Annotated in this window: 13 protein-coding genes; 8 read left to right on the forward strand and 5 right to left on the reverse strand. The window is 42.0% G+C overall.

All coding sequences use genetic code 11. The features are described 5' to 3' along the window. Positions 1 to 27 precede the first annotated feature (27 nt). Entirely contained in the window at positions 28 to 1707 is a 1680-nt protein-coding gene (locus J3P37_RS07340; protein ID WP_256010437.1) for a DNA recombination protein RmuC, read from the reverse strand. A gap of 274 nt (positions 1708 to 1981) precedes the next feature. On the opposite strand from J3P37_RS07340, the gene J3P37_RS07345 reads away from it, so the two are divergent. The 4 genes from J3P37_RS07345 to J3P37_RS07360 all read left to right on the forward strand — a co-directional run bounded on the left by J3P37_RS07345 (position 1982) and on the right by J3P37_RS07360 (position 12785). Next, positions 1982 to 3025 carry an MBL fold metallo-hydrolase gene (locus tag J3P37_RS07345; protein WP_256010438.1) on the forward strand — a complete coding sequence of 348 codons (1044 nt, stop codon included), beginning with the start codon at positions 1982 to 1984 and terminating at the stop codon, positions 3023 to 3025. A gap of 92 nt (positions 3026 to 3117) precedes the next feature. Continuing rightward, positions 3118 to 4140 carry an LLM class flavin-dependent oxidoreductase gene (locus tag J3P37_RS07350; RefSeq protein ID WP_256010441.1) on the forward strand — a complete coding sequence of 341 codons (1023 nt, stop codon included), beginning with the start codon at positions 3118 to 3120 and terminating at the stop codon, positions 4138 to 4140. A gap of 194 nt (positions 4141 to 4334) precedes the next feature. Then, a complete protein-coding gene (locus J3P37_RS07355; protein ID WP_256010443.1) occupies positions 4335 to 10667 on the forward strand; it encodes an alpha-2-macroglobulin family protein in 6333 nt (2110 codons plus the stop codon). A gap of 198 nt (positions 10668 to 10865) precedes the next feature. Beyond that, positions 10866 to 12785, forward strand: coding sequence for a beta-N-acetylhexosaminidase (locus tag J3P37_RS07360; protein WP_256010445.1), 1920 nt, complete (start codon positions 10866 to 10868; stop codon positions 12783 to 12785). 69 nt (positions 12786 to 12854) lie between these two features. On the opposite strand, the gene J3P37_RS07365 is transcribed toward J3P37_RS07360, so the two are convergent. From J3P37_RS07365 to J3P37_RS07375, 3 genes are all read right to left on the reverse strand, one after another. Next, entirely contained in the window at positions 12855 to 13358 is a 504-nt protein-coding gene (locus J3P37_RS07365) for a DUF6252 domain-containing protein (RefSeq protein ID WP_256010446.1), read from the reverse strand. 228 nt (positions 13359 to 13586) lie between these two features. Beyond that, positions 13587 to 13901: an HPF/RaiA family ribosome-associated protein gene (locus J3P37_RS07370; RefSeq protein WP_256010450.1), complete on the reverse strand. Its 315-nt coding sequence runs from the start codon at positions 13899 to 13901 to the stop codon at positions 13587 to 13589. A gap of 72 nt (positions 13902 to 13973) precedes the next feature. Continuing rightward, positions 13974 to 14510, reverse strand: a complete 537-nt coding sequence (locus tag J3P37_RS07375) for a DinB family protein (RefSeq protein ID WP_256010452.1) — start codon at positions 14508 to 14510, stop codon at positions 13974 to 13976. Positions 14511 to 14780: 270 nt separating this feature from the next. Between J3P37_RS07375 and J3P37_RS07380 the strand changes: the two genes are divergently transcribed. The 4 genes from J3P37_RS07380 (at position 14781) to J3P37_RS07395 (ending at position 18559) form a co-directional block, all read left to right on the forward strand. Next, positions 14781 to 15044 (forward strand): hypothetical protein, encoded by a 264-nt coding sequence (locus J3P37_RS07380; RefSeq protein ID WP_256010453.1) that lies wholly within the window; start codon positions 14781 to 14783, stop codon positions 15042 to 15044. Next, positions 15013 to 15549 carry an AarF/UbiB family protein gene (locus J3P37_RS07385; RefSeq protein WP_256010454.1) on the forward strand — a complete coding sequence of 179 codons (537 nt, stop codon included), beginning with the start codon at positions 15013 to 15015 and terminating at the stop codon, positions 15547 to 15549. Before J3P37_RS07380 ends, J3P37_RS07385 begins: the two co-directional genes overlap by 32 nt. Before the next feature lie 181 nt (positions 15550 to 15730). Continuing rightward, on the forward strand, positions 15731 to 16465 hold the full coding sequence (locus J3P37_RS07390; RefSeq protein WP_256010455.1) for an acyl-CoA desaturase: 735 nt from the start codon (positions 15731 to 15733) through the stop codon (positions 16463 to 16465). A 90-nt stretch (positions 16466 to 16555) separates the two neighbouring features. Beyond that, positions 16556 to 18559: a T9SS type A sorting domain-containing protein gene (locus J3P37_RS07395; protein WP_256010456.1), complete on the forward strand. Its 2004-nt coding sequence runs from the start codon at positions 16556 to 16558 to the stop codon at positions 18557 to 18559. A 138-nt stretch (positions 18560 to 18697) separates the two neighbouring features. Here the strand turns inward: J3P37_RS07395 and J3P37_RS07400 are convergent, their stop codons facing one another. Beyond that, on the reverse strand, positions 18698 to 19279 hold the full coding sequence (locus tag J3P37_RS07400) for a YceI family protein (protein WP_256010457.1): 582 nt from the start codon (positions 19277 to 19279) through the stop codon (positions 18698 to 18700). Between the last annotated feature and the right edge of the window lie 53 nt (positions 19280 to 19332).

The following is a 19332-nucleotide window of genomic DNA, read 5'->3' on the forward strand; positions in this document are numbered from 1 at the left end:
AATAGTCCAATAAGAGGTTGTAAGTCCTTACTGGGAATTTTTTTCAAGTATCTGCGATAAATCCTCTTCAAAAGCAATATTCACGAGCTCCTGAGGAAGTTCTTTCTTAGTTTTCAATCCGAGGCTTTTCAGCTCAGCAGTCTGCCTTAGCAGGTTGCCATTCCCTGTACAAAGTTGCTTATACGATTCATTAAATTTATCCTGCGCAGAGTTCAAGTGATCGCCAACCTTCCGTAGGTTAGCCACAAAACCCACAAACTTGTCGTACAAGTCAGCTCCGGCTTTAGCTATTTTCTGCGCATTCTTGTTTTGGTATTCGCGCTTCCATAGATCTACAATCAGTTTTAGGGAAGTGATCAGATTGGTTGGACTGAGCAATAAGATACGTTTATCGTAAGCAAAGTTCCATAGGTTTGGATCGCCTTGCAGGGCTGCGTTGTAAGCAGCTTCACTTGGCACAAAAAGCATCACAAAGTCGAGCGCATGGTTGTAGTCATCATAACCTTTGGCGCTCAGACTGGTAATGTGGTTTTTTATAGCCAAAATATGTGCGTTTAATTCCTTTTTTTGTTCTTCAGGGTCTGACGCTTCGGTTAAACGGGTAAATGCGTTCAATGAAACTTTGGAATCGATAATTACGCTCCGGTTATCGGGATACCTGATGACAGCATCAGGCCGCATTTTTTTTCCTTCTAAATCGGATTTTAGTGTTTTGCCGTCTTCACCAGTTAGTTCGTGCTCCATAAAATATTCGCGCCCCTTTACCAAACCGGATTTTTCCAAAATACTTTCCAGAATCATCTCTCCCCAGCGACCCTGAGTTTTCGATTCACCTTTCAAAGCACGGGTGAGGTTACGGGCCTCCTGGCTGATCACCTGGTTAAGCAGGGCCAGCTCTTTGACCTTTTCTCCCAAAGAAAAGCGCTCTTTTGATTCTTTTTCGTAAACATCCTCCACTTTCTTTTTAAACTCGTTGATGTTCATACCCAGGGGATCAAGTATGTCTTTAAGGTTGTTTTTATTCAGCTCGGTAAACTTTTCAGTTTTAGTTTCGAGAATTTTGTTGGCAATATTTTCGAACTCTGTATTGAACTTTTTCCCCAGTTCTTCGATTTCTTTCTTCTCCCTTTCTAGCTTCTCTTGCAATGAAATGTTTCGGGCAAGACTTGTTGCCAGTTCCTGGTTCTTTTCAGTTAACTGATTATTCGCAAGGTGCAGATCTTCTTTCAGGATAGCAGCTTCGTTGCTTAGTTGCCTGAAGCGCTCATCCATGGCATCACTGCCTGCTCTGGATATAACCAGCTGCTGATTCATTTCGTCGAGTTGCTGCTTTAGAATTCGTAATTCCTGTTTTGCTTCATCCAGCTCTCGGTCTCTGTCGCGAATAGACTGATGCGCTGTTTGCAGGTTTGCCGTTGCCGTGGATAACTGGTGATTTACCAACGAAAGATCATTGTATTTTATGCGAATAATTTCACTCAAGTCAGTAAGCTCTTTGTTCTTTTCATCAAGATTTCTTTGGTATGCCAGTAGTTGCGTTTCTGAGTTTGCCCTGAGCGCGATATGCAGTCTTTCAAGTTCGTTGTATTTATGAATACCGGCCTCTCTTTCAGCCTGAATAGTTCTTTTCCATTTGGATTGGGAAATTTGCCAGGTGATGAGTATTCCGGTAACAGCGCCTATTGCGAAGCAAAAAATGATTTCCATATTTTCTTTATTGTAGCAGAGCAGTTAAAAATATTGTTATCAGTCACAACTTATCAGGCTGATAACTTTTTCAAATATCGCATAAAAATGCTAATATCCTTAGTTTTTTAAGGTCTGATTTGACAATATCATGATAGCCAGGCGGAAGATAAATGCTAATATGCGCCCGTAAAATTTAGTTCAATTGAATAGAAAGTCTATAAAAATACTTAAGCGAATAATGTTCTCCTTTTTCCTGATATTTGTGCTGCTCGTTGCAGTTATCTTTTTTTATATGCAAAGGCCTGAATTTGGTGCCAGCCCATCGGCCAGACGCCTGGAGCAGATCAGAAAATCTCAGAACTATAAGGACGGAAAATTCGTAAATCAGCATTTTACCCCTGCGCTTACTGAGGGATATAGTTATCCTGGTGTGCTGTATGAATTTATATTCTCTAAAAGAGAGCGACGGGTTCCTGTGGATAATATTCCATCAGTCAAAACCGATTTGAAAGCTCTTGAGCTGACAGAGGACGTGTTAGTTTGGTTTGGGCACTCGTCGTATTTTTTACAGCTTGACGGAAAAAGAATATTGGTCGACCCGGTCTTCAGTGGGAATGCCTCTCCGCTTCCTGGGAGTAATAAGGCCTTTGAGGGTACAGAGCGGTATTCTGTGGATGACTTACCTGAAATTGATTATTTATTTATCTCTCACGATCATTATGACCATGCGGATTATGAAACGCTTATTAAGCTGAATGCTAAGACCGGGAGGGTTATCTGCGGTCTCGGTGTAGGCGAACATTTGGAACGATGGGGCTTTGCTGCATCAAAAATTGTGGAAAGAGATTGGTATGAGAAGGTTGAACTTGACAGCGGCTTTGTCGTGCACACTGTTCCGGCAAGGCATTTTTCGGGAAGAGGTTTCACACGAAACAATACATTATGGCTTTCTTTTCTATTGCAATTCCCCAGCCTAAAGATCTTCATAGGAGGGGACAGTGGTTACGATACTCATTTCGCGGAAGCCGGCAATAAATTCGGCCCCATAGACCTGGCGATCCTGGAAAATGGTCAATACGATATCAAATGGAAATACATACATATGCTTCCAGATGAAGTACTGAAGGCTGCGAAAGATCTGAAAGCGAAACGGCTGTTTCCGGTGCATTCGTCTAAATTCGCTATGGCTAACCACGCGTGGGATGAACCCTTAAAGAAGCTTACAGAACTCAATGAAAATCAAAACGTTCCTTTGATTACACCTGTTATTGGTGAACAGGTGAATCTGCGTGCCCAGGATCAACAGTTTAAACAGTGGTGGCGCGATGTTAAGTAGACATCAAACAGGTGTTAACTATGCTTAAGATAAAAAGTCTTCGAGAGCTCAAATACTTGTCAGTTTCAACTCAATACAACTTATAACTCATTATGTCGCAGCGGAAGATTAAGCTCAGTATATTAGATCAGTCGATTGTTCGCCAGGGCGGCGATGCAAGGCAGGCTGTAATAGAAACGATTGAAACTGTGAGATTAGCCGAGCGTCTTGGTTATACCAGGTTTTGGGTTTCTGAACATCATAATTCAAGAATGATCGCTGGCTCAGCCCCCGAGGTATTGATGGTGAAACTGGCTGATGTAACTAACTCTATAAGAATCGGCTCAGGCGGAATAATGCTACCTAATCATAGTGCTTTAAAGGTTGCCGAGAACTTCAGAATGCTTGAGACCCTTTTTCCAGGCCGCATTGACCTTGGGATGGGGCGGGCTCCGGGTGGAGACCGGGTAAGTGCGTCTTTGCTTAATCCCTCAAACGACTTTAGTGAACAAGGTTATCTTGATCAATTAGAGCATTTACAGGCATATTTTACGGATACGGCAGCAACTTCCTACGGAGCGATTCTGGCAGTGCCCCAGGCTCCAACGGTACCTCTTCAATGGATTTTGAGCTCCAGTGGAGGTAGTGCCGGTATTGCAGCCAGATATGGTCTTGGTCTTGCAGTGGCAAGGTTTATTAATGGTTTTGCATCTCCAGACCTTGTGGAATCTTACCGGAAGCAATTCAGACCTTCAGAGTATTTTCCGGAGCCAAAAGAGCTATTGTCGATTACTGTACTTTGCGCGGACACCGAAGAGAAAGCTTTGCAGCTTCGGAAGCTGTCTGATTACTTCTTATTGCAATTTGAACGGGGCAAGTTTGAGCCCATGGGCCCTTATGAGGAAATTAAGGACTACCAGTTCAGTCCGCAAGAACAGGAAAGAATTCAGTACAACAGCGGCAGGATCATTTCAGGAACGAAAGATCAGGTAAAAGAGCAGCTTACAAAACTTGCTGATGATTTTGATCTGGATGAAATTGTGGTGGCTACCATGACGTATTCGCAGGAAGACAGACTCCGTTCATTTGAGCTATTAGCCGAAGCTTTCGAATTAGTTCCCGGTATAAAGAATTAACGCTTCTACTAGCGCTTCTGGCGCACGCGTGCCCCCTATGCCAACCCAGCCCTCCATATTTCCTGAAAAATAGTTTTCAGTCCTAAATTGAAAACCATAGTCAAACCCCGGTTAAATTTTTATTTCATTAATTATGGAAATTTAGGCATTTTTCAATCTGTAATTAAAATGATAATTACAGATTGCCCCGAGATATGAAAAAAACCTTTATCACCCTCTTGATTTCCTTTATTACTATCAACAGCATCTTTGCACAAAAGACGGCAGATAAATACAAAGTACTGATAACAAAGATAGATTCATTAGCAATTAAAGGCTTACCAAAATCGGCTTTAGCCGAGATTGGTAAACTCGAAGATCTTGCCAGGAGAGAAAAGAACACCCCTCTGCAAATTAAAGCTACCATCTACCGCATAACTTTTATGTCGTACCTGGAGGAAACTGCACTTGAATCGATTATTGCACGATTAAAAACAGATATCAACCTTACAGCCTATCCTGTCAGACCTGTTCTTGAATCCCTACTGGGGGAGCTTTATTGGCGTTACTACCAGAACAATCGTTACCAGTTCAGTAAAAGGTCCATATTGGAGAAACCTGATGATGACTTTACCCGCTGGGATCTGAAGACGATCATCCGTGAAGTGTCCGTCTTGTATAAGGCCTCTTTAAAAGAAACAGAGAAGCTACAAAGAACGCCTCTTGAGGCACTGGAAGGCGTTCTAATCGGTGATACGACAACACGATATTTACGCCCTACATTGTACGATCTGCTGGCCCATCGTGCACTTGATTTTTTCCTGCATGAAGAAGCTGATCTTCTTAAGCCTAAACAACCCTTTACTCTCAGAGATGCTAAATTATTTGCAGGCAGTCGTGATTTTATAAACAGCCCCATTATTTCTTCTGATACTTTATCTACAAGTTATCAGGGGCTTAAGCTTTTGCAGGACCTCAGCCAATTTCATCTGAATAAAGCTAATAGCGCCGCACTTGCAGACGTAGATTTAAAGCGTCTGGAGTTTGTTTTCAGGAAATCGGTGCATACTGATAAAGACAGTCTTTATGTAAGAAACTTAAGGGAGCGTATTAAAACGCTTCCAAAAAGCGAGATAATTGGCGACGCCTTGATTTTATTATCCCGGTATTACATGCAGAAGGATAGTCTTAAGCTGGCACTAAATTATGCTGAACAGGCAACATTGATAAAGTCAGGAAGCCTGGCTGAGAAGAATGGCCGGTCGCTGATTATGCAGATCAGACACAAGGAAATTTCAGTGGCTGCTGAAAATGTAAATCTGCCGGATAACCCTATTTTAGTTTTCCTCAACTATAAAAACATCCAGGAAGTAAAGTATAACCTTTATAAATTGACCGACAAGCAATTCGCAGAGATCAGGAAACTTGATGAAAATTATGAAAGATGGGGCAGTACATCTGTAAGGCCTTCGAAGGCGTTATTGAAATACCTCTCGGCTAAAAAGGGATACGCCCAAGCTCAGTTTAAGATTAAAGATCCGCTCGATTACCGCAAGCATACTACAGAGTTTGCTCTTAAACCCCTGACGACCGGAAACTACTTATTATTAACAGGACTTCCAGGAGACGTAGACAGCTGTTTAAGCCTGCTGCAGTTCAAAGTTACTAAGCTAAGTTATACATCGAGAGTTACACCGTCGGGAGATATTGAAGTTAGAACGCTTAACCGCGAAACAGGAGAACCGCTAGCCCATGTTACTGTCAGTCTGAAACGGGTTGAATATAGTTCAGGGCAGAGAGCGGATGTTCTTCTTGGCTCGGGAAAAAGCGATAAAGAGGGTAAATTTACCTATTCTGGTATGAGCGGTAGTTTTGGACAGACAACTATAAGTTTGTCTCTTGCCGATGACTCTTACAAAGATGAAGGACATTACTTATATGGAGTATTGAAGAGCAAATCATCACCGAAAGACGTAACCAGAACTATATTGTTTACCGACCGTCATGTTTATCGCCCTGGTCAGTCGGTATATTTTAAAGGGATAAAGCTTGTACAAACAGGGGCAAGTTCAAGTATTCTGGTGAATGAACCCACCAAAGTTTATTTAAAAGATGCCAACGGAAAAGATATAAGCTCGGCAGAGCTGAAGACCAATGAGTTTGGTACATTCAGTGGCTCATTCATTCTTCCTCCAGGTAGCTTGAACGGCAGTTTTCGCATACATTCTGATAATGGTTCAAAGCCGTTTCAGGTTGAGGAATATAAACGGCCATCCTTTACAGTGGAGGTAGATGCAGTAAAAGAAAGTTACCGGTTGGATGATTCCGTGATGGTTAAAGGCCGGGTCGCTGCATTTTCCGGATACGGCCTGTCCCACGCGAATATTGCTTACCGGGTCGTCCGAAAAAGGACAAATCACCGCAGGTTTCATTACTATGGAAATCCAAACCCGGGCACTGAGATACTTTCTGATACCATCGAAACGAATGGAAGCGGGGAGTTTACTGTCAGATTTAAGGCCCTGCCTGAAGAACTTCCTTCCCAGGAAAATATGGTATATAATTTTGAGATCAGTATTGACGCCATGGATATGAGCGGTGAAACGCATTCCGCTTTCGCGAATGTAGCCGTTTCTGAGAAGGTCTATACCATCAATCTGCTCTTGCCTGAAAGATTACTTCCCGGGGATGAGAAAGAGGGAACAGTGAATTCGGGAAGCTTTAAGCCAGGCAAAGGACCGCTGTATATTGTCGATGGGCGTGTCTTCGAAGATTTTAAAAGTTTAGATCCATCGGAGATCGCGGAAATTCAGGTGCTCAAAGACGCATCAACCACGGCGATTTACGGTTCACGTGGAGCAAGTGGTGTTGTTCTCATCACAACAAAAAATAAAAACGAAACGAATGTTTCTAAAGCTGACCCTTTCAAAGTTCCTATAGGTTTAAGTAATCTCAATAATCAAAATCTGGATGGTGAAGTAAAGGTGAAGGTATATAGCCTGAAGACTCCGGAAAGAACAACTATAAAACGTCTGTGGACTAGTCCCGACCTGCCTATTCTTTCAAAAGATGAATTTTCTCAGCTGTTTCCCTATTACGAATATAATAACGACCTTAAGTATAAAAGCTGGCCCGTGATAGCACTTGTGGCGGCCAGGCAGCAAAAATTAAATGGGGAAAAAAAAGAGTCTCTGGATCTGTCTTTTCTGAAAAATGAGAAAAGCGGAGTATATAAGATAGAAGTTTTTGCTACAAACCGCACAGGTGATACTTGTTCTGCGACGTATTTTACCAGTCTGATCATACAACCAGATGTTCCGGCGAAATCCGAGGATTGGCTTATCCCGGTAAAGACGGTGGTAATTCCTGGTAAAGAAGCTGAATTCCTGGTTGGCACAGGTATACCAGGAAACATATTAATGGAAACCTATGAGGCAGATCAGCTACTTTCCTCGCAATGGTTGAAAATTGGGAACAAGCAGGAATTGGTTAAGGTTCCTGTAAACGTAGATAGCAAAAACTTGCGGTTTCAATTTATAACGGTCTTTCAGAACCGTATGATGAGTAGCTATCATGACGTTTCCCTACGGAAATCAGCCAGGGACCTGGAGATTCGTTTTCTGACACATCGCGATAAATTGCTGCCGGGACAAAAAGAGCAGTGGAAGCTTCAGGTTAAAGCTAAAGATAAGCAAGCCGCTGAAATGCTGGCCGGGCTTTACGATGCCTCGCTGGATGACGTTGCGCAGCCGGACTCATGGACCGCCAATTTGAGGTTTTCGGAGGAGGTACCAGGTTATTTTCGTTGGAATGGCGGCAACTTTGTGCAGCAAGCAAACAGCTTACCATTTAGGTACCAATATATCAATAGCTCGGTTTCAGAACGTAATTATGAGTCTCTTGATTTATTAGGATCCAGGCATTTCAGTGGATATAATGATGTTTATTTCGGTTATTTAACAAAGCTTACTTCTAAAGCTAAGCACGAAGCAGGAGCAAAAATGGTACCCGGTGATGCTGTATTAAATGAAGTAGCGGTTGTGGGTTACGGTACCCAGAGGAAACAGGACCTTACCGGGGCTGTCAGTTCAGTTACAGCGCCTGGGGAGGAAAAGAGTATTATGATCAGGGGAACCAGTTCAATTGTCGAAGACAACAGTGTCTATGATTTTGCAGCAGTGCCTGCTCCCAAAAAAACAGAGACGGCCAGCATTCGAAAGAACTTCGCTGAAACAGCTTTTTTTTATCCGCACCTGCTTACCAACGAAAAAGGTGAAATCCTGATTGAATTTACAATTCCGGAGGCATTAACACGCTGGCGATTCAGGGCTTTTGCCCATACCAAAGACCTGCAGTCAGGTCATATTGAAACGGAGGTGGTTACACAAAAAGATTTGATGGTCTCGGCAAACACACCCAGGTTTTTCAGGGAGGGCGATACCATTAAACTATCTGCAAGAATAGCTAATTTAAGCAAGCGGCCAATCACTGGAAAAGTGAAGCTGCAACTATTCAACGCGTTAAACATGCAGCCAGTAACCTTGTTGGTCAATGCCGGTGAGGCTGAACAAAATTTCGAGATAGGAAGCTCGCTTAATAAATCGGTTTCGTTTAAACTTGTTATACCTCCCGGCCTGGATGCCATTACTTATCGTTTAACTGCTGATGCCGGTAAGTTTAGTGATGGTGAGGAAAACACAATTCCAGTGTTACCCAACGCCATGGTGGTGACAGAGTCAATGCCTATGATGGTGCGGGCAGGCCAGACGAAGGACTTTACGTTTGATAGATTGCTGAATAATACAAGCGAAACATTAGAGCATAAAACACTTACTTTGGAATACACATCCAATCCAGCCTGGTATGCTGTTCAGGCCTTGCCATACCTTATGGAGTTTCCTTACGAAGGTTCCGAACAGACCTTTAGTCGCGTTTTTGCCAATAGCCTGGCAAGTAATATTGTGAATAAGCATCCTCAGATTAAAACAGTATTCGATCAATGGAAGAACCTTAACAGAGGTGCACTACTATCGAACCTGGAAAAAAACCAGGAACTTAAAGCGCTCCTGATAGAAGAAACTCCATGGCTGCAGCAGGCAGCCAACGAAGCGGAGCAGAAAAAACGGGTTGCTCTTTTGTTCGATCTAAACAAGATGGCTAATGAAATGCAATTGAATATTGAAAAACTGCGTAAAATGCAGCGCTCTGACGGTGGGTTTCCCTGGTTTGCAGGATCCAACTACTCTGACAGATATATCACCCAACATATTCTGGCCGGGCTTGGGCAGTTGATGAATGTTAAAGCGGTACCAGATTCCAGGCTTTTGGAGGAAATTGGTAAGGAGGCTATGAAGTACCTGGACAATGAGATTGTACAGGATCATAAAGTAGCTTTAAATTATGAAAAGAAGCATAAGGTTAAGCTTAAGGAGTTATCATACATTACATTGCATGCCTTGTATGTTCGTTCTTATTTTCAGGACGAACCGAAGTCTGCCCAATTGAAATTAGCTCTAAATTATTTCCTTCCAGTCCTTATCACAAGCTGGAAGTTCAAATCTGTTTATGAACAAGGACTCATGGCTGTCGTTATGCATAGAAATAAAGATATTGAAAATGCCAAAGCCGTAATCCGCTCGCTCATAGAAAGGGCCCGGCAATCTGATGAACTGGGGATGTATTGGCCGGAAAATAAGCTTGGATATTATTGGTATCAGTCGCCAATAGAAACCCAGGCCCTGCTGATTGAGTTTTTTACTGAAACCGGCGCCAGCCCGAAACATATCGATGAAATGAAGATCTGGCTGCTAAGAAATAAACAAACTACAAACTGGAAAACAACTAAAGCTACAGCTCTGGCCTGTTATGCCCTTTTAATGCGTGGCGACAACTGGTTAGCATCTCAGTCGCTGCCAGGCATCAGTCTTGGGTCAAAAACGTTGACCGATCTAAAACCAGGACTTAAAGCAGAAGCTGGATCCGGTTATATTAAAACCAGCTGGAAAGAAAGGGCGATAAAAACTGAACTGGGGAAGGTTAGTTTAAAAAATGATTCTAAGCTGGTAAACTGGGGAGCGCTACACTGGCAATACCTTGAACGCCTGGACAAGATCACCAGTGCAGAAACAGCCTTAAAACTTGAGCGCAAATACTTTATTCAGAAGCAAACTGATGCTGGTCCAGTATTAACTGCGATCGATAAAAACCATAAACCTAGGACAGGGGATCTGCTAAAAGTGGTGGTGTATCTGAACGCAGACAGGGATTATGAATACGTACAGCTGAAGGATATGCGTCCGTCAGGAACGGAGCCTGTGGATGTATTGTCTGGTTACAAGTATCAGGAAAGATTTTACTATTACCAGGTGACTAAAGACGTGTCAACAAATTTCTTTATAAACAATCTTCCAAAGGGTAAATATGTATTTGAGTATCGCCTGAGGGTAGTGCAGTCAGGGAATTTCTCAACCGGGATCAGCAGCATACAATGTTTATATGCCCCTGAATATAATGCTCACTCAGAAGGCGAGAGGATGGAGATTGATTAAGTACAACGACTAGCTTTATTTAAAAGTGTAAAAAATTAAAACTGGCATGCCTGTATTAGAACTTATAAAAAGCTATCCTTACTAACGCTTATGTGCGGTGTGTGCGAACAAACCGGCATTTTTTTGGACTCTTGTTTCCTTTGACACACAAAAATGTATATTTTAGCATTTGCGAACAACGCGATATACACTGCACACATGATACTTAGACAAATTACATTAATAGCCCTGTGTTGCTTGACTGGGCTTGCTGTTCTGGCTCAGAATACTGAAAGAAAAATTTCAATTATCCCTGAACCTGTTGACATCAACAGAACTGGAGGCCATTTTACCCTTCCTGCAAAAATAACCATCAGATCGGCGGAATCTCCAGAGGTTATGAACACTGCCAGCCTGTTAAAATCAAGGTTGGAGGCAGCGACTGGAGCAAGCGTAGAAACCAGTAATACAGACGATACTTATACCATCAGGCTGCAGCTAAATGCTGATGAGGACGCAGTCTTAGGCAAAGAGGGTTACCGCTTGCAGGTTAGCCCCAAAACAATCATAATAAAAGCCAATCAGCCAGCCGGTTTGTATTACGGAGCACAATCATTGCTGCAACTCTTTCCGCATGAAATAGAAAGCGCCAGGCCCGTAAAAACAGAAAAATGGCAGATCCCTTGTGTCAATATAATGGATTATCCTAGATTTGCATGGCGCGGACTAATGTTCGATGTTTCACGGCACTTCTTTACTAAAGAAGAAGTAAAGAAGTTTATCGATAATATGGTGAGATACAAGTATAATATGCTTCATCTTCACCTTACCGACGATGAAGGTTGGCGCATTCAGATAAAAAGCTTACCCAAGCTTACAGAAGTTGGAGCCTGGAGGGTGAACAAGACCGGTCAGTTTGGTACATTTTCTCCACCGACGCCGACTGAACCCAGAGACTACGGCGGCTTTTATACCCAGGATGATATTAAAGAGTTGATCAAATATGCTGCTGACCGCTTTGTGAACATAATGCCTGAAATTGATGTGCCGGGACATAGCCTGGCTGCAGTAGTATCTTATCCGGAACTTTCGTGTACTCCAGGGGTAGAAAAGTACTCCGTACGTGCGGGGGAGCCTATCATGGACTGGTCGCAAGGTGCCCCGCCCATCGCAATGCTTGACAATACACTTTGTCCCGCTAATGAAAAGGTGTATGATTTTCTGGATAAAGTGATCACGGAAGTTGCTGCCCTGTTTCCCTTTGAATATATTCATATGGGTGGTGATGAGGCCCCTCATAATTATTGGGAGAAGAATCCTGCTATATTGGAGCTTATGAAGCGAGAAGGATTAAAGACAATGGAAGAGGTACAAGGATATTTTACTCGCAGGGTGGAGACTATTGTGCAGTCTAAAGGGAAGAAATTCATTGGATGGGACGAAATATTAAGTGGTTCGCCTTCTCAGTCAACGGCGGTAATGAGTTGGCGAGGGGTTGATGGAGGTATCAAAGCCGCAAATTCTGGTCACGAAGTGGTGATGAGTCCCCTAACTTACGCTTACCTGGATTATATGCAGGGAGATGTGGCGATCGAGCCTAAAATTTACGCCACCTTGCGTTTAAACAAATCTTACAAATTTGATCCGGCAGAAGGTATCACTAATGTCAATTTAGTAAAAGGAGGACAGGCTAACTTATGGACCGAAAATGTTTACAACATGCGTCATGCTGAATACATGGTTTGGCCAAGAGGAATGGCTATAGCGGAGTCGGTTTGGTCACCTCCAGCTAAAAAAGACTGGACAAGCTTTTACCCCAAAGTGGAAGAGCATTTTAAACGTTTAGATTTTGCTGAAACAAAATATGCGCCAAGTATTTATGATCCAATTTTTCAGGCTTCCGCCGGACCACAAAACACTTTGATGGTGCAGTTAAGTACTGAAATTCCCGGTCTGGATATTCATTACACTTTTGATAACTCTTTTCCTGATAATTTCTATCCCAAATATACGTCGCCTCTTATTGTGCCAAAAGACGCTAATACCTTAAAGGTGATCACGTACCGTGATGGAAAGCCTATCGGCCGCATAATCACTGTGCAGATCAGTGACCTGAAGGGGAGAATTAAAAAGAAATAGTTTATTCAGGTTTATAAATAAAAAGTCACGGGTTTACCGTGACTTTTTATTTTGATGGATTAAAAAGATTTAGTCCATGCTTTCGACTATTTTAGCTTCGAACTTTCCTTCCGTCAAAACCATGCTGGCATCCCCGTTTAGTTCTTTAACAGTTGCCGAGAATGTTCCCTTAACTTCCTTATCATTTGAAGAAGTAATTTTAACCGTGGCTTCCTCCGCATAGTATAATTTGGCTGCCGATTCTTTTCCTACAGTATAAAGGACCATCACCCCATCATCATCGTTATTGTCATCATCGCCTTCTAACACGTAGTCTCCTACTCCATGAAAGTTGTCAATAGCAACAGTAACCGCTTCTGAACTATTAGAACCGTAAATCCCAAGCTCGTCTTCATCTGTTTTGTAGGCAAAAAGATGAGTACTCGTTTTCTGAGATCCATCGACTTTGAATGACATTTTTGTTGACTTAACATCTTCTTCGTCATCAACTTTGTTGTCGTCATCTTTTTTACACGATGACAGTGTTGCCGCAAAAAGGCCAAGCATTAAAAATGCAGATGTAAATTTTTTCATAAAAATAAAATGTTAAAATTTTATAGATGATTACGGAGCATATCAGTAAACAATTACAATGCAAGAAAAAAATGTTACTCTGTTTTTGGAACTGTAAAGTTTTGCCTGGCCGGCATTATGCGAAAGGAATCAGGAAAAGGGGGGAGTAAAAAGGGGAGAGCTTGAACGAATTATACACAAACCCTATGAGGTGTTTTGCTACTCATAGGGCTTATAAATACTGAAAAACTAATAAGTCTTAAGACGTCCCAAAGTGGTTTCCAAAGAAGCTTTAAGTTTATCAATAGCTCCTTTAACGGCTTGTTCTAGCGTATCTGCGTTGTTTGTAACCGCAATTGGCTTCAAACCTTCTAACTTTGCTTCGAGCATGCAGCGCTGATCGTTCCTGGTTTCTTTGCTGCCGTTCTCATCCGTAAGATGAACTTCGATCCTGGTAATCTGACTACCGAATCTGCTTAAAGCGTCTGTGATTACACCCGTGAAATAAGCATTCAGCCTTTCACTCCCAGCAATATTATTATCTGTATTGAATTGAATTACCATTTATTTGTGTTTATGTGTGAAATTTCAACTCGTGTTATAACATAAAAAGTGTCCTCTTGTTCTCTGCTTATTTCAGTTGACCGCCAGCTTTATATGTGCCAGATGGTGTTTAAGATGCCACGCAGACATTGCAATCGCTTGTGCCTGGTTCACCGTAAATTTCCTCACGGGATGAAAGTACTCAATTTTCAAGTCCGAATCTTTCAGCGATTGGATGAGCAATACATATCTTTTGGTTAGTGCTTCGAGCATCATTATAGAATCATCAATATGCTCACTATTTCCATCAGCAGTATTAACCCAGGCATCCAGGTTAATAAGGGTCACTTCATTATAGTCGGGCTCAGTCAGAGCTTTTTTCATTCTAAAGAAATGCAGAAGCTGAATGTCGGCAACATGATGGATTAACTGCCTAACATTCCAGCTATCAGGCCGGTAGGTTTTTGTCAAATCCTCAAAAGATAGGTTCGTGGCCACAGTTCTGTACTCTTTCGGTGCTTCCCTAATTGTTTCGAGCATTGAAGCCATTTCTTCACGGCTGTAGCTGTCTTTTTTTACGAACGGTCCAATTGGGAACTTGAGTACATTAAGATCAAAAGTATTTTCCATTTAATAAGTTTCCTGTGATGCAAGTTCTCATAAAGAAGTCTTAATAGCAAGAAACGTATGGGATAATAAACATGATTCATGTCATTTTTTTCATACGACAATGATCTGGTTGTGATCCTTTTCTAGATAGAGCTTTAAATAACGGCGGTGTTATACGTGTTTCTATATATAAATCAAGAACATTTATAATGAGCTTTCACCTTTTAGCTTTTTGTCTGATATTTAAAAAAGCTAAAAGGATTATTCATTTCAATCACAAACGTTAATACAATGATGGAAAAAAAGGAGCAACTTCAGCAGGCTTATATTAACCACGTGCTGCTTAATGATGAGCAACCTAGAAGCGTTTTTGTTTTCGCTAAGGAGAATGAACTTGCCGAAGAAGAGTTTTATAAGTATTTCGGTTCGTTTGACAGTATAGAACAAAGTATCTGGAAAGTTTTGCTGGATACAGCGATCACTGAAGTGAAGGCCCAGGAGATCTGGCCGCAATACTCATCCCGTGAAAAAGTACTTTCTTTATTACTTTTATAATTTCCAGGAACACGAACTCAGGGCAGTGCATGCGGATCCCCATCCTGGAAATTTCCTCATCACTGAAGAAGGGAAACTGGGTATCATTGATTTTGGATGCATCAAAGTGCTGCCTGACGATTTTTACTATCCATTCTTCTCCCTTGCGGCAAAAGAGGCTCTAAATGACGAAGCTGAAACTCTGCAGGCATTCAGGGATCTGGAAATGATCCTCCCTGGCGACAGCCCTCAGCAGATAGAGTTCTATTTTAGGAACTTCTCTGAGATGATCAATCTGTTCACTAAACCGTATACTAACAGCATATTCGATTTCAGTAAGAAGGAGTTCTTTGAGCAGATCTATGCTTATGGCGAAAAGATGGCGAAGATGCCTGAATTCAAACAAGCAAGAGGCGTTAAACACTTCATTTATATAAATCGTACCAACTTCGGGCTGTATAGTATACTTCATGAATTAAATGCGACAGTTAGAACCGATACGTTTCCACCGCATTTTAAAAAATAAATGGTACACTTACCATCCTAATATTACATTAATAATAGAATTGAGCAATACTATCCGGGTAAGCTATGTCGTTATATGTTCAATAATATTCGAATATCCATTTCCACTCCTTTTTTTAAAAAGCTTGTGATCTGTGTTTTGAAGATTTAAACAGCTTTTTATTTCTTATTAATTTCTATCTATGTTAATTATTTTAAGCTTTTTTGTAGCGCATTGGTTCCTGTCGTTGTTTTTTCAAACCTTTTTTCAGCACCGCTATGCGTCTCACAGGATGTTCACTACAAGTAAAACCTGGGAGCGTATCTTTTATATACTGGCTTATGTTTGTGAAGGCGCCTCCTTCTTAAATCCTCGTGCGTACGCTATCATGCATAGGGAGCATCACGCGTTTAGTGATACTGAGAAAGATCCGCATTCTCCTCATTTTTTCACTGATGTGTTTCAAATGATGGTGGCAACTGTTAAAACATTCCGTGATCACGTCAAAAACGTGTCGAACCCAGAACTAAGGTTCAAAGGAAATTATCCCGAATGGCCACTTGTTGATCGAATAGGTTCGTCCATATTATCGAGGCTTCTTTTTGGCGCCGCCTATACCTGTTTTTATATCGCTTTTGCCACCCATTGGTGGCTGTTTCTACTACTACCTATTCATTTTTTAATGGGGCCAATTCATGGTGCTATTGTAAATTGGTGCGGTCACAAATACGGTTACACTAATTATGATAATAATGACAAGTCGAAAAATACTACACCATTCGACTTTCTGATGCTTGGAGAACTATTTCAGAATAACCACCATAAGCACCCAAACAGTGCTAACTTCGGTAAAAGATGGTTTGAGATAGACCCGGTTTATCCGGTGATGAAGTTGATGCACATGCTGAAGATAATCAAACTCCGCAAGAGTGTGTAGCTTAAGAGCTCTATGAGAAAGGCTTTTTACAAAAAGCGAACAACAGCAGGATAGGGGCAACAATGCATAAAGTGCTCTGTTCCATTCTGTATGAAAAAAAATCTACTTGTTTTGGGACTATTGTTTTCAAGACTTCTGAGTTTTGGACAATGGAGCAATGATGCGGGAGTAAATACTCCCATAGTGGTTAAAGATGAAAGTCAGGTTGTCTACAACGCGATCAACGATGGCACAGGAGGTTTGATCCTCGCATGGGGAGATGACACCGGATCTGACGGTCAGGCGGTATTCAGAAACAAGCTTCTTTTGCAGAGATTGTCAGCTGCAGGCTTTAAACAGTGGGGCGAAGAAGGAAAAAGGGTTTCTGAATCCTTAAATCATACCGTTTACGGTTTTATGGTTCCTGATGGTACCGGAGGCTGTTTCGTGGCCTGGGTTGAAAATATTAATGACGATGAAAGTACTTCAGATATCTACGCTCAGCGAATAGATGCTCATGGGAACAGGCTTTGGGGAAATAACGGTGTTGTAGTATGCAACAGTCCCGAGGAGCAGTATGCCAGCAATATGGTTCCTGATGGTGCTGGTGGTGTTGTTATTTCATGGACAGACAACCGTAGCGAAGGCGAGCTCTCCCGTCATGTATATGCTCAAAGGTTTAATGGAGGCGGAGCGGCTCAATGGGCCACAAACGGTGTACCGGTGTCTGACAATGAGGGAGATATTTTAGGAGCCCTGGTTTATCCAGACGGAAGCGGCGGGTTTACGGTACTTTGGAACGAAGAGACTGTCGCGGACGACGTATATGGGTCGAGAACATACTGGCAAAAGCTAAATCTCAACGGCAGCAGAAAGTCTGCAACAACAAATACCCTGATCTTTGATTTCGCCCCGTCTGCTAATTTTGTGGATCTCGCCGGTTTTGTCCCTGACGGAGCGGGTGGGTTCTATGTAGGAATTACAACTGATGATGATGTAACAGCTAAATTGTACCTGCAGCATGTGCTGAACAATGGTACAAAGACTTTTAACAATACGCCGCTGGGTATTGAGGTTGATCCCTCTATTGGCCGACCATCAGAGGTTCCAGGGGCTAGTTATCTTGATTACCAGGTGAATATGGAAAGTGACAATGCCGGAGGTGTTGTCATGGCCTGGACAGGTGTGCGTTCGGCGGAGGGTGGATATTTTGCACAACGGATAAATGCTTCCGGAACAAAGTTTTGGGGTGCTAACGGAGTAACCGTTGTTCCGGAATTTATTCAATATTTAGGAGCAATGGGCCTCGTCAGGAATCAGGGGGGCGATTTTGTTTTCCTGATTTCAAAAGGAACCACATTTGGCAATTCACTTTTGTATGCTCAAAAGATCAGTGCTGCCGGAGCAGTTCAGTATGCTCCGGGCGGTAATATTGTGTCGAGTGTGCAAAGTCCGAAATTTGGTTTTATGATACCATTTGCCGATAATGTTGCTGTAATTTGGAGCGATCTGAGGACCTTTGACGGGTATGATATTTATGCCCAGAATGTTCCTCTTAATGGGGTTTTACCCGTGCGTTTTGCGGGTTTTAACGTGAGGTACGAAAATCAGCAAAGCAAGCTGAGCTGGTCGACTGCTTCAGAGCTGAATAACGACCGCTTTGAGATCGAACGCAGTAACGATGGAAGGTTATTTAGTGCTATCGGTTCTGTTAAAGGATCGGGCACGGCAACGCAAACCAGCCATTATTCCTATTCTGATCCGGAAGCTTTTTCGGAGAGCGGGTATTTATACTATCGTATTAAACAAGTGGATTTTAATGGAGATTTTAATTACTCAGAGGTTCAGCCGGTAAAAGTTCCGCTACTTCAGGCATCAGAAATAACGTATTATCCAAATCCTGTTACAGATAAGCTGATGGTCTCCTTTAAAAAGCCTTCTGATCAGGTTCAATATTCGTTAACCGATATTTCCGGGCGATTGGTTTTTAAGCGTTCAGACCAATATACCGCCGGTCCGCTGGAGGTTAATTTGACTACTGTGCCTTCAGGCGTATATATCCTCAGCGTCAAATCGGGGAACAAGGTATATAATGAAAGGATAGTTAAGAAGTAGGAACTTTTTTGAGCGGGATGCTGCTGCAAGATGCAAAAAAGCACACGCGGCACGAGTGCGCCAGCAAAGGTTTTTAAAACTTTTCAGCGCACGCGTGCCGCGTGTGCTAAAAAAGCTTTTTTGGGAACAAAAAATTTCTTAGTTCTTTATAAACTCAGCGTTTGCGTTCAAAGTGATCTCATCACTTAATACAGCAGCAGGAAATTTCGCGCCGATTCCGAAGTCAGAACGTTTGATAGTTCCTGTAATTTTGAAACCTGCAATAGTCTTTTTGCTCATTGGATTAACGCCAGTTTTTGCGACAGCGTTTAATTCCACTGGTTTGGTCACACCATGAAGTGTTAAGTTACCTTTCACTTTATAGTTATTGCCGCTAAGTTTCTTGAAAGACGTGCTTTTGAAAGTCAGAGTAGGGAACTTAGACGTTTCAAGGAAATCCGCGTTTCTGATATGCTCGTCACGTTTGTCATTATCAGTATCTACAGAGTTCGCATCTGCAGTAAGCTCTACCACAGCGTCAGAAAAATCTGCTTTAGTTGAGGTGATCTTTGATTCGAATGATCTGAATGAACCTTCTACATCAGATACCAATAAGTGAGTGATACTGAAGCCAAGTTTCGCGTGCGACTTATCTAAACTCCATGTAGAAGCTTCAATAGCTGTAAACGAAAAAAGAATTGCTGAAATAGCTGATAGTGAAAGTAATGTAAGTTTTCTCATCTTGTTTTTATTCAATTAATTGTTTTGTTTTGTTGCTAAAATGTGTCGCAAAC

It is taken from the genome of Desertivirga xinjiangensis (assembly GCF_024436435.1).
Lineage (GTDB): Bacteria > Bacteroidota > Bacteroidia > Sphingobacteriales > Sphingobacteriaceae > Desertivirga > Desertivirga xinjiangensis.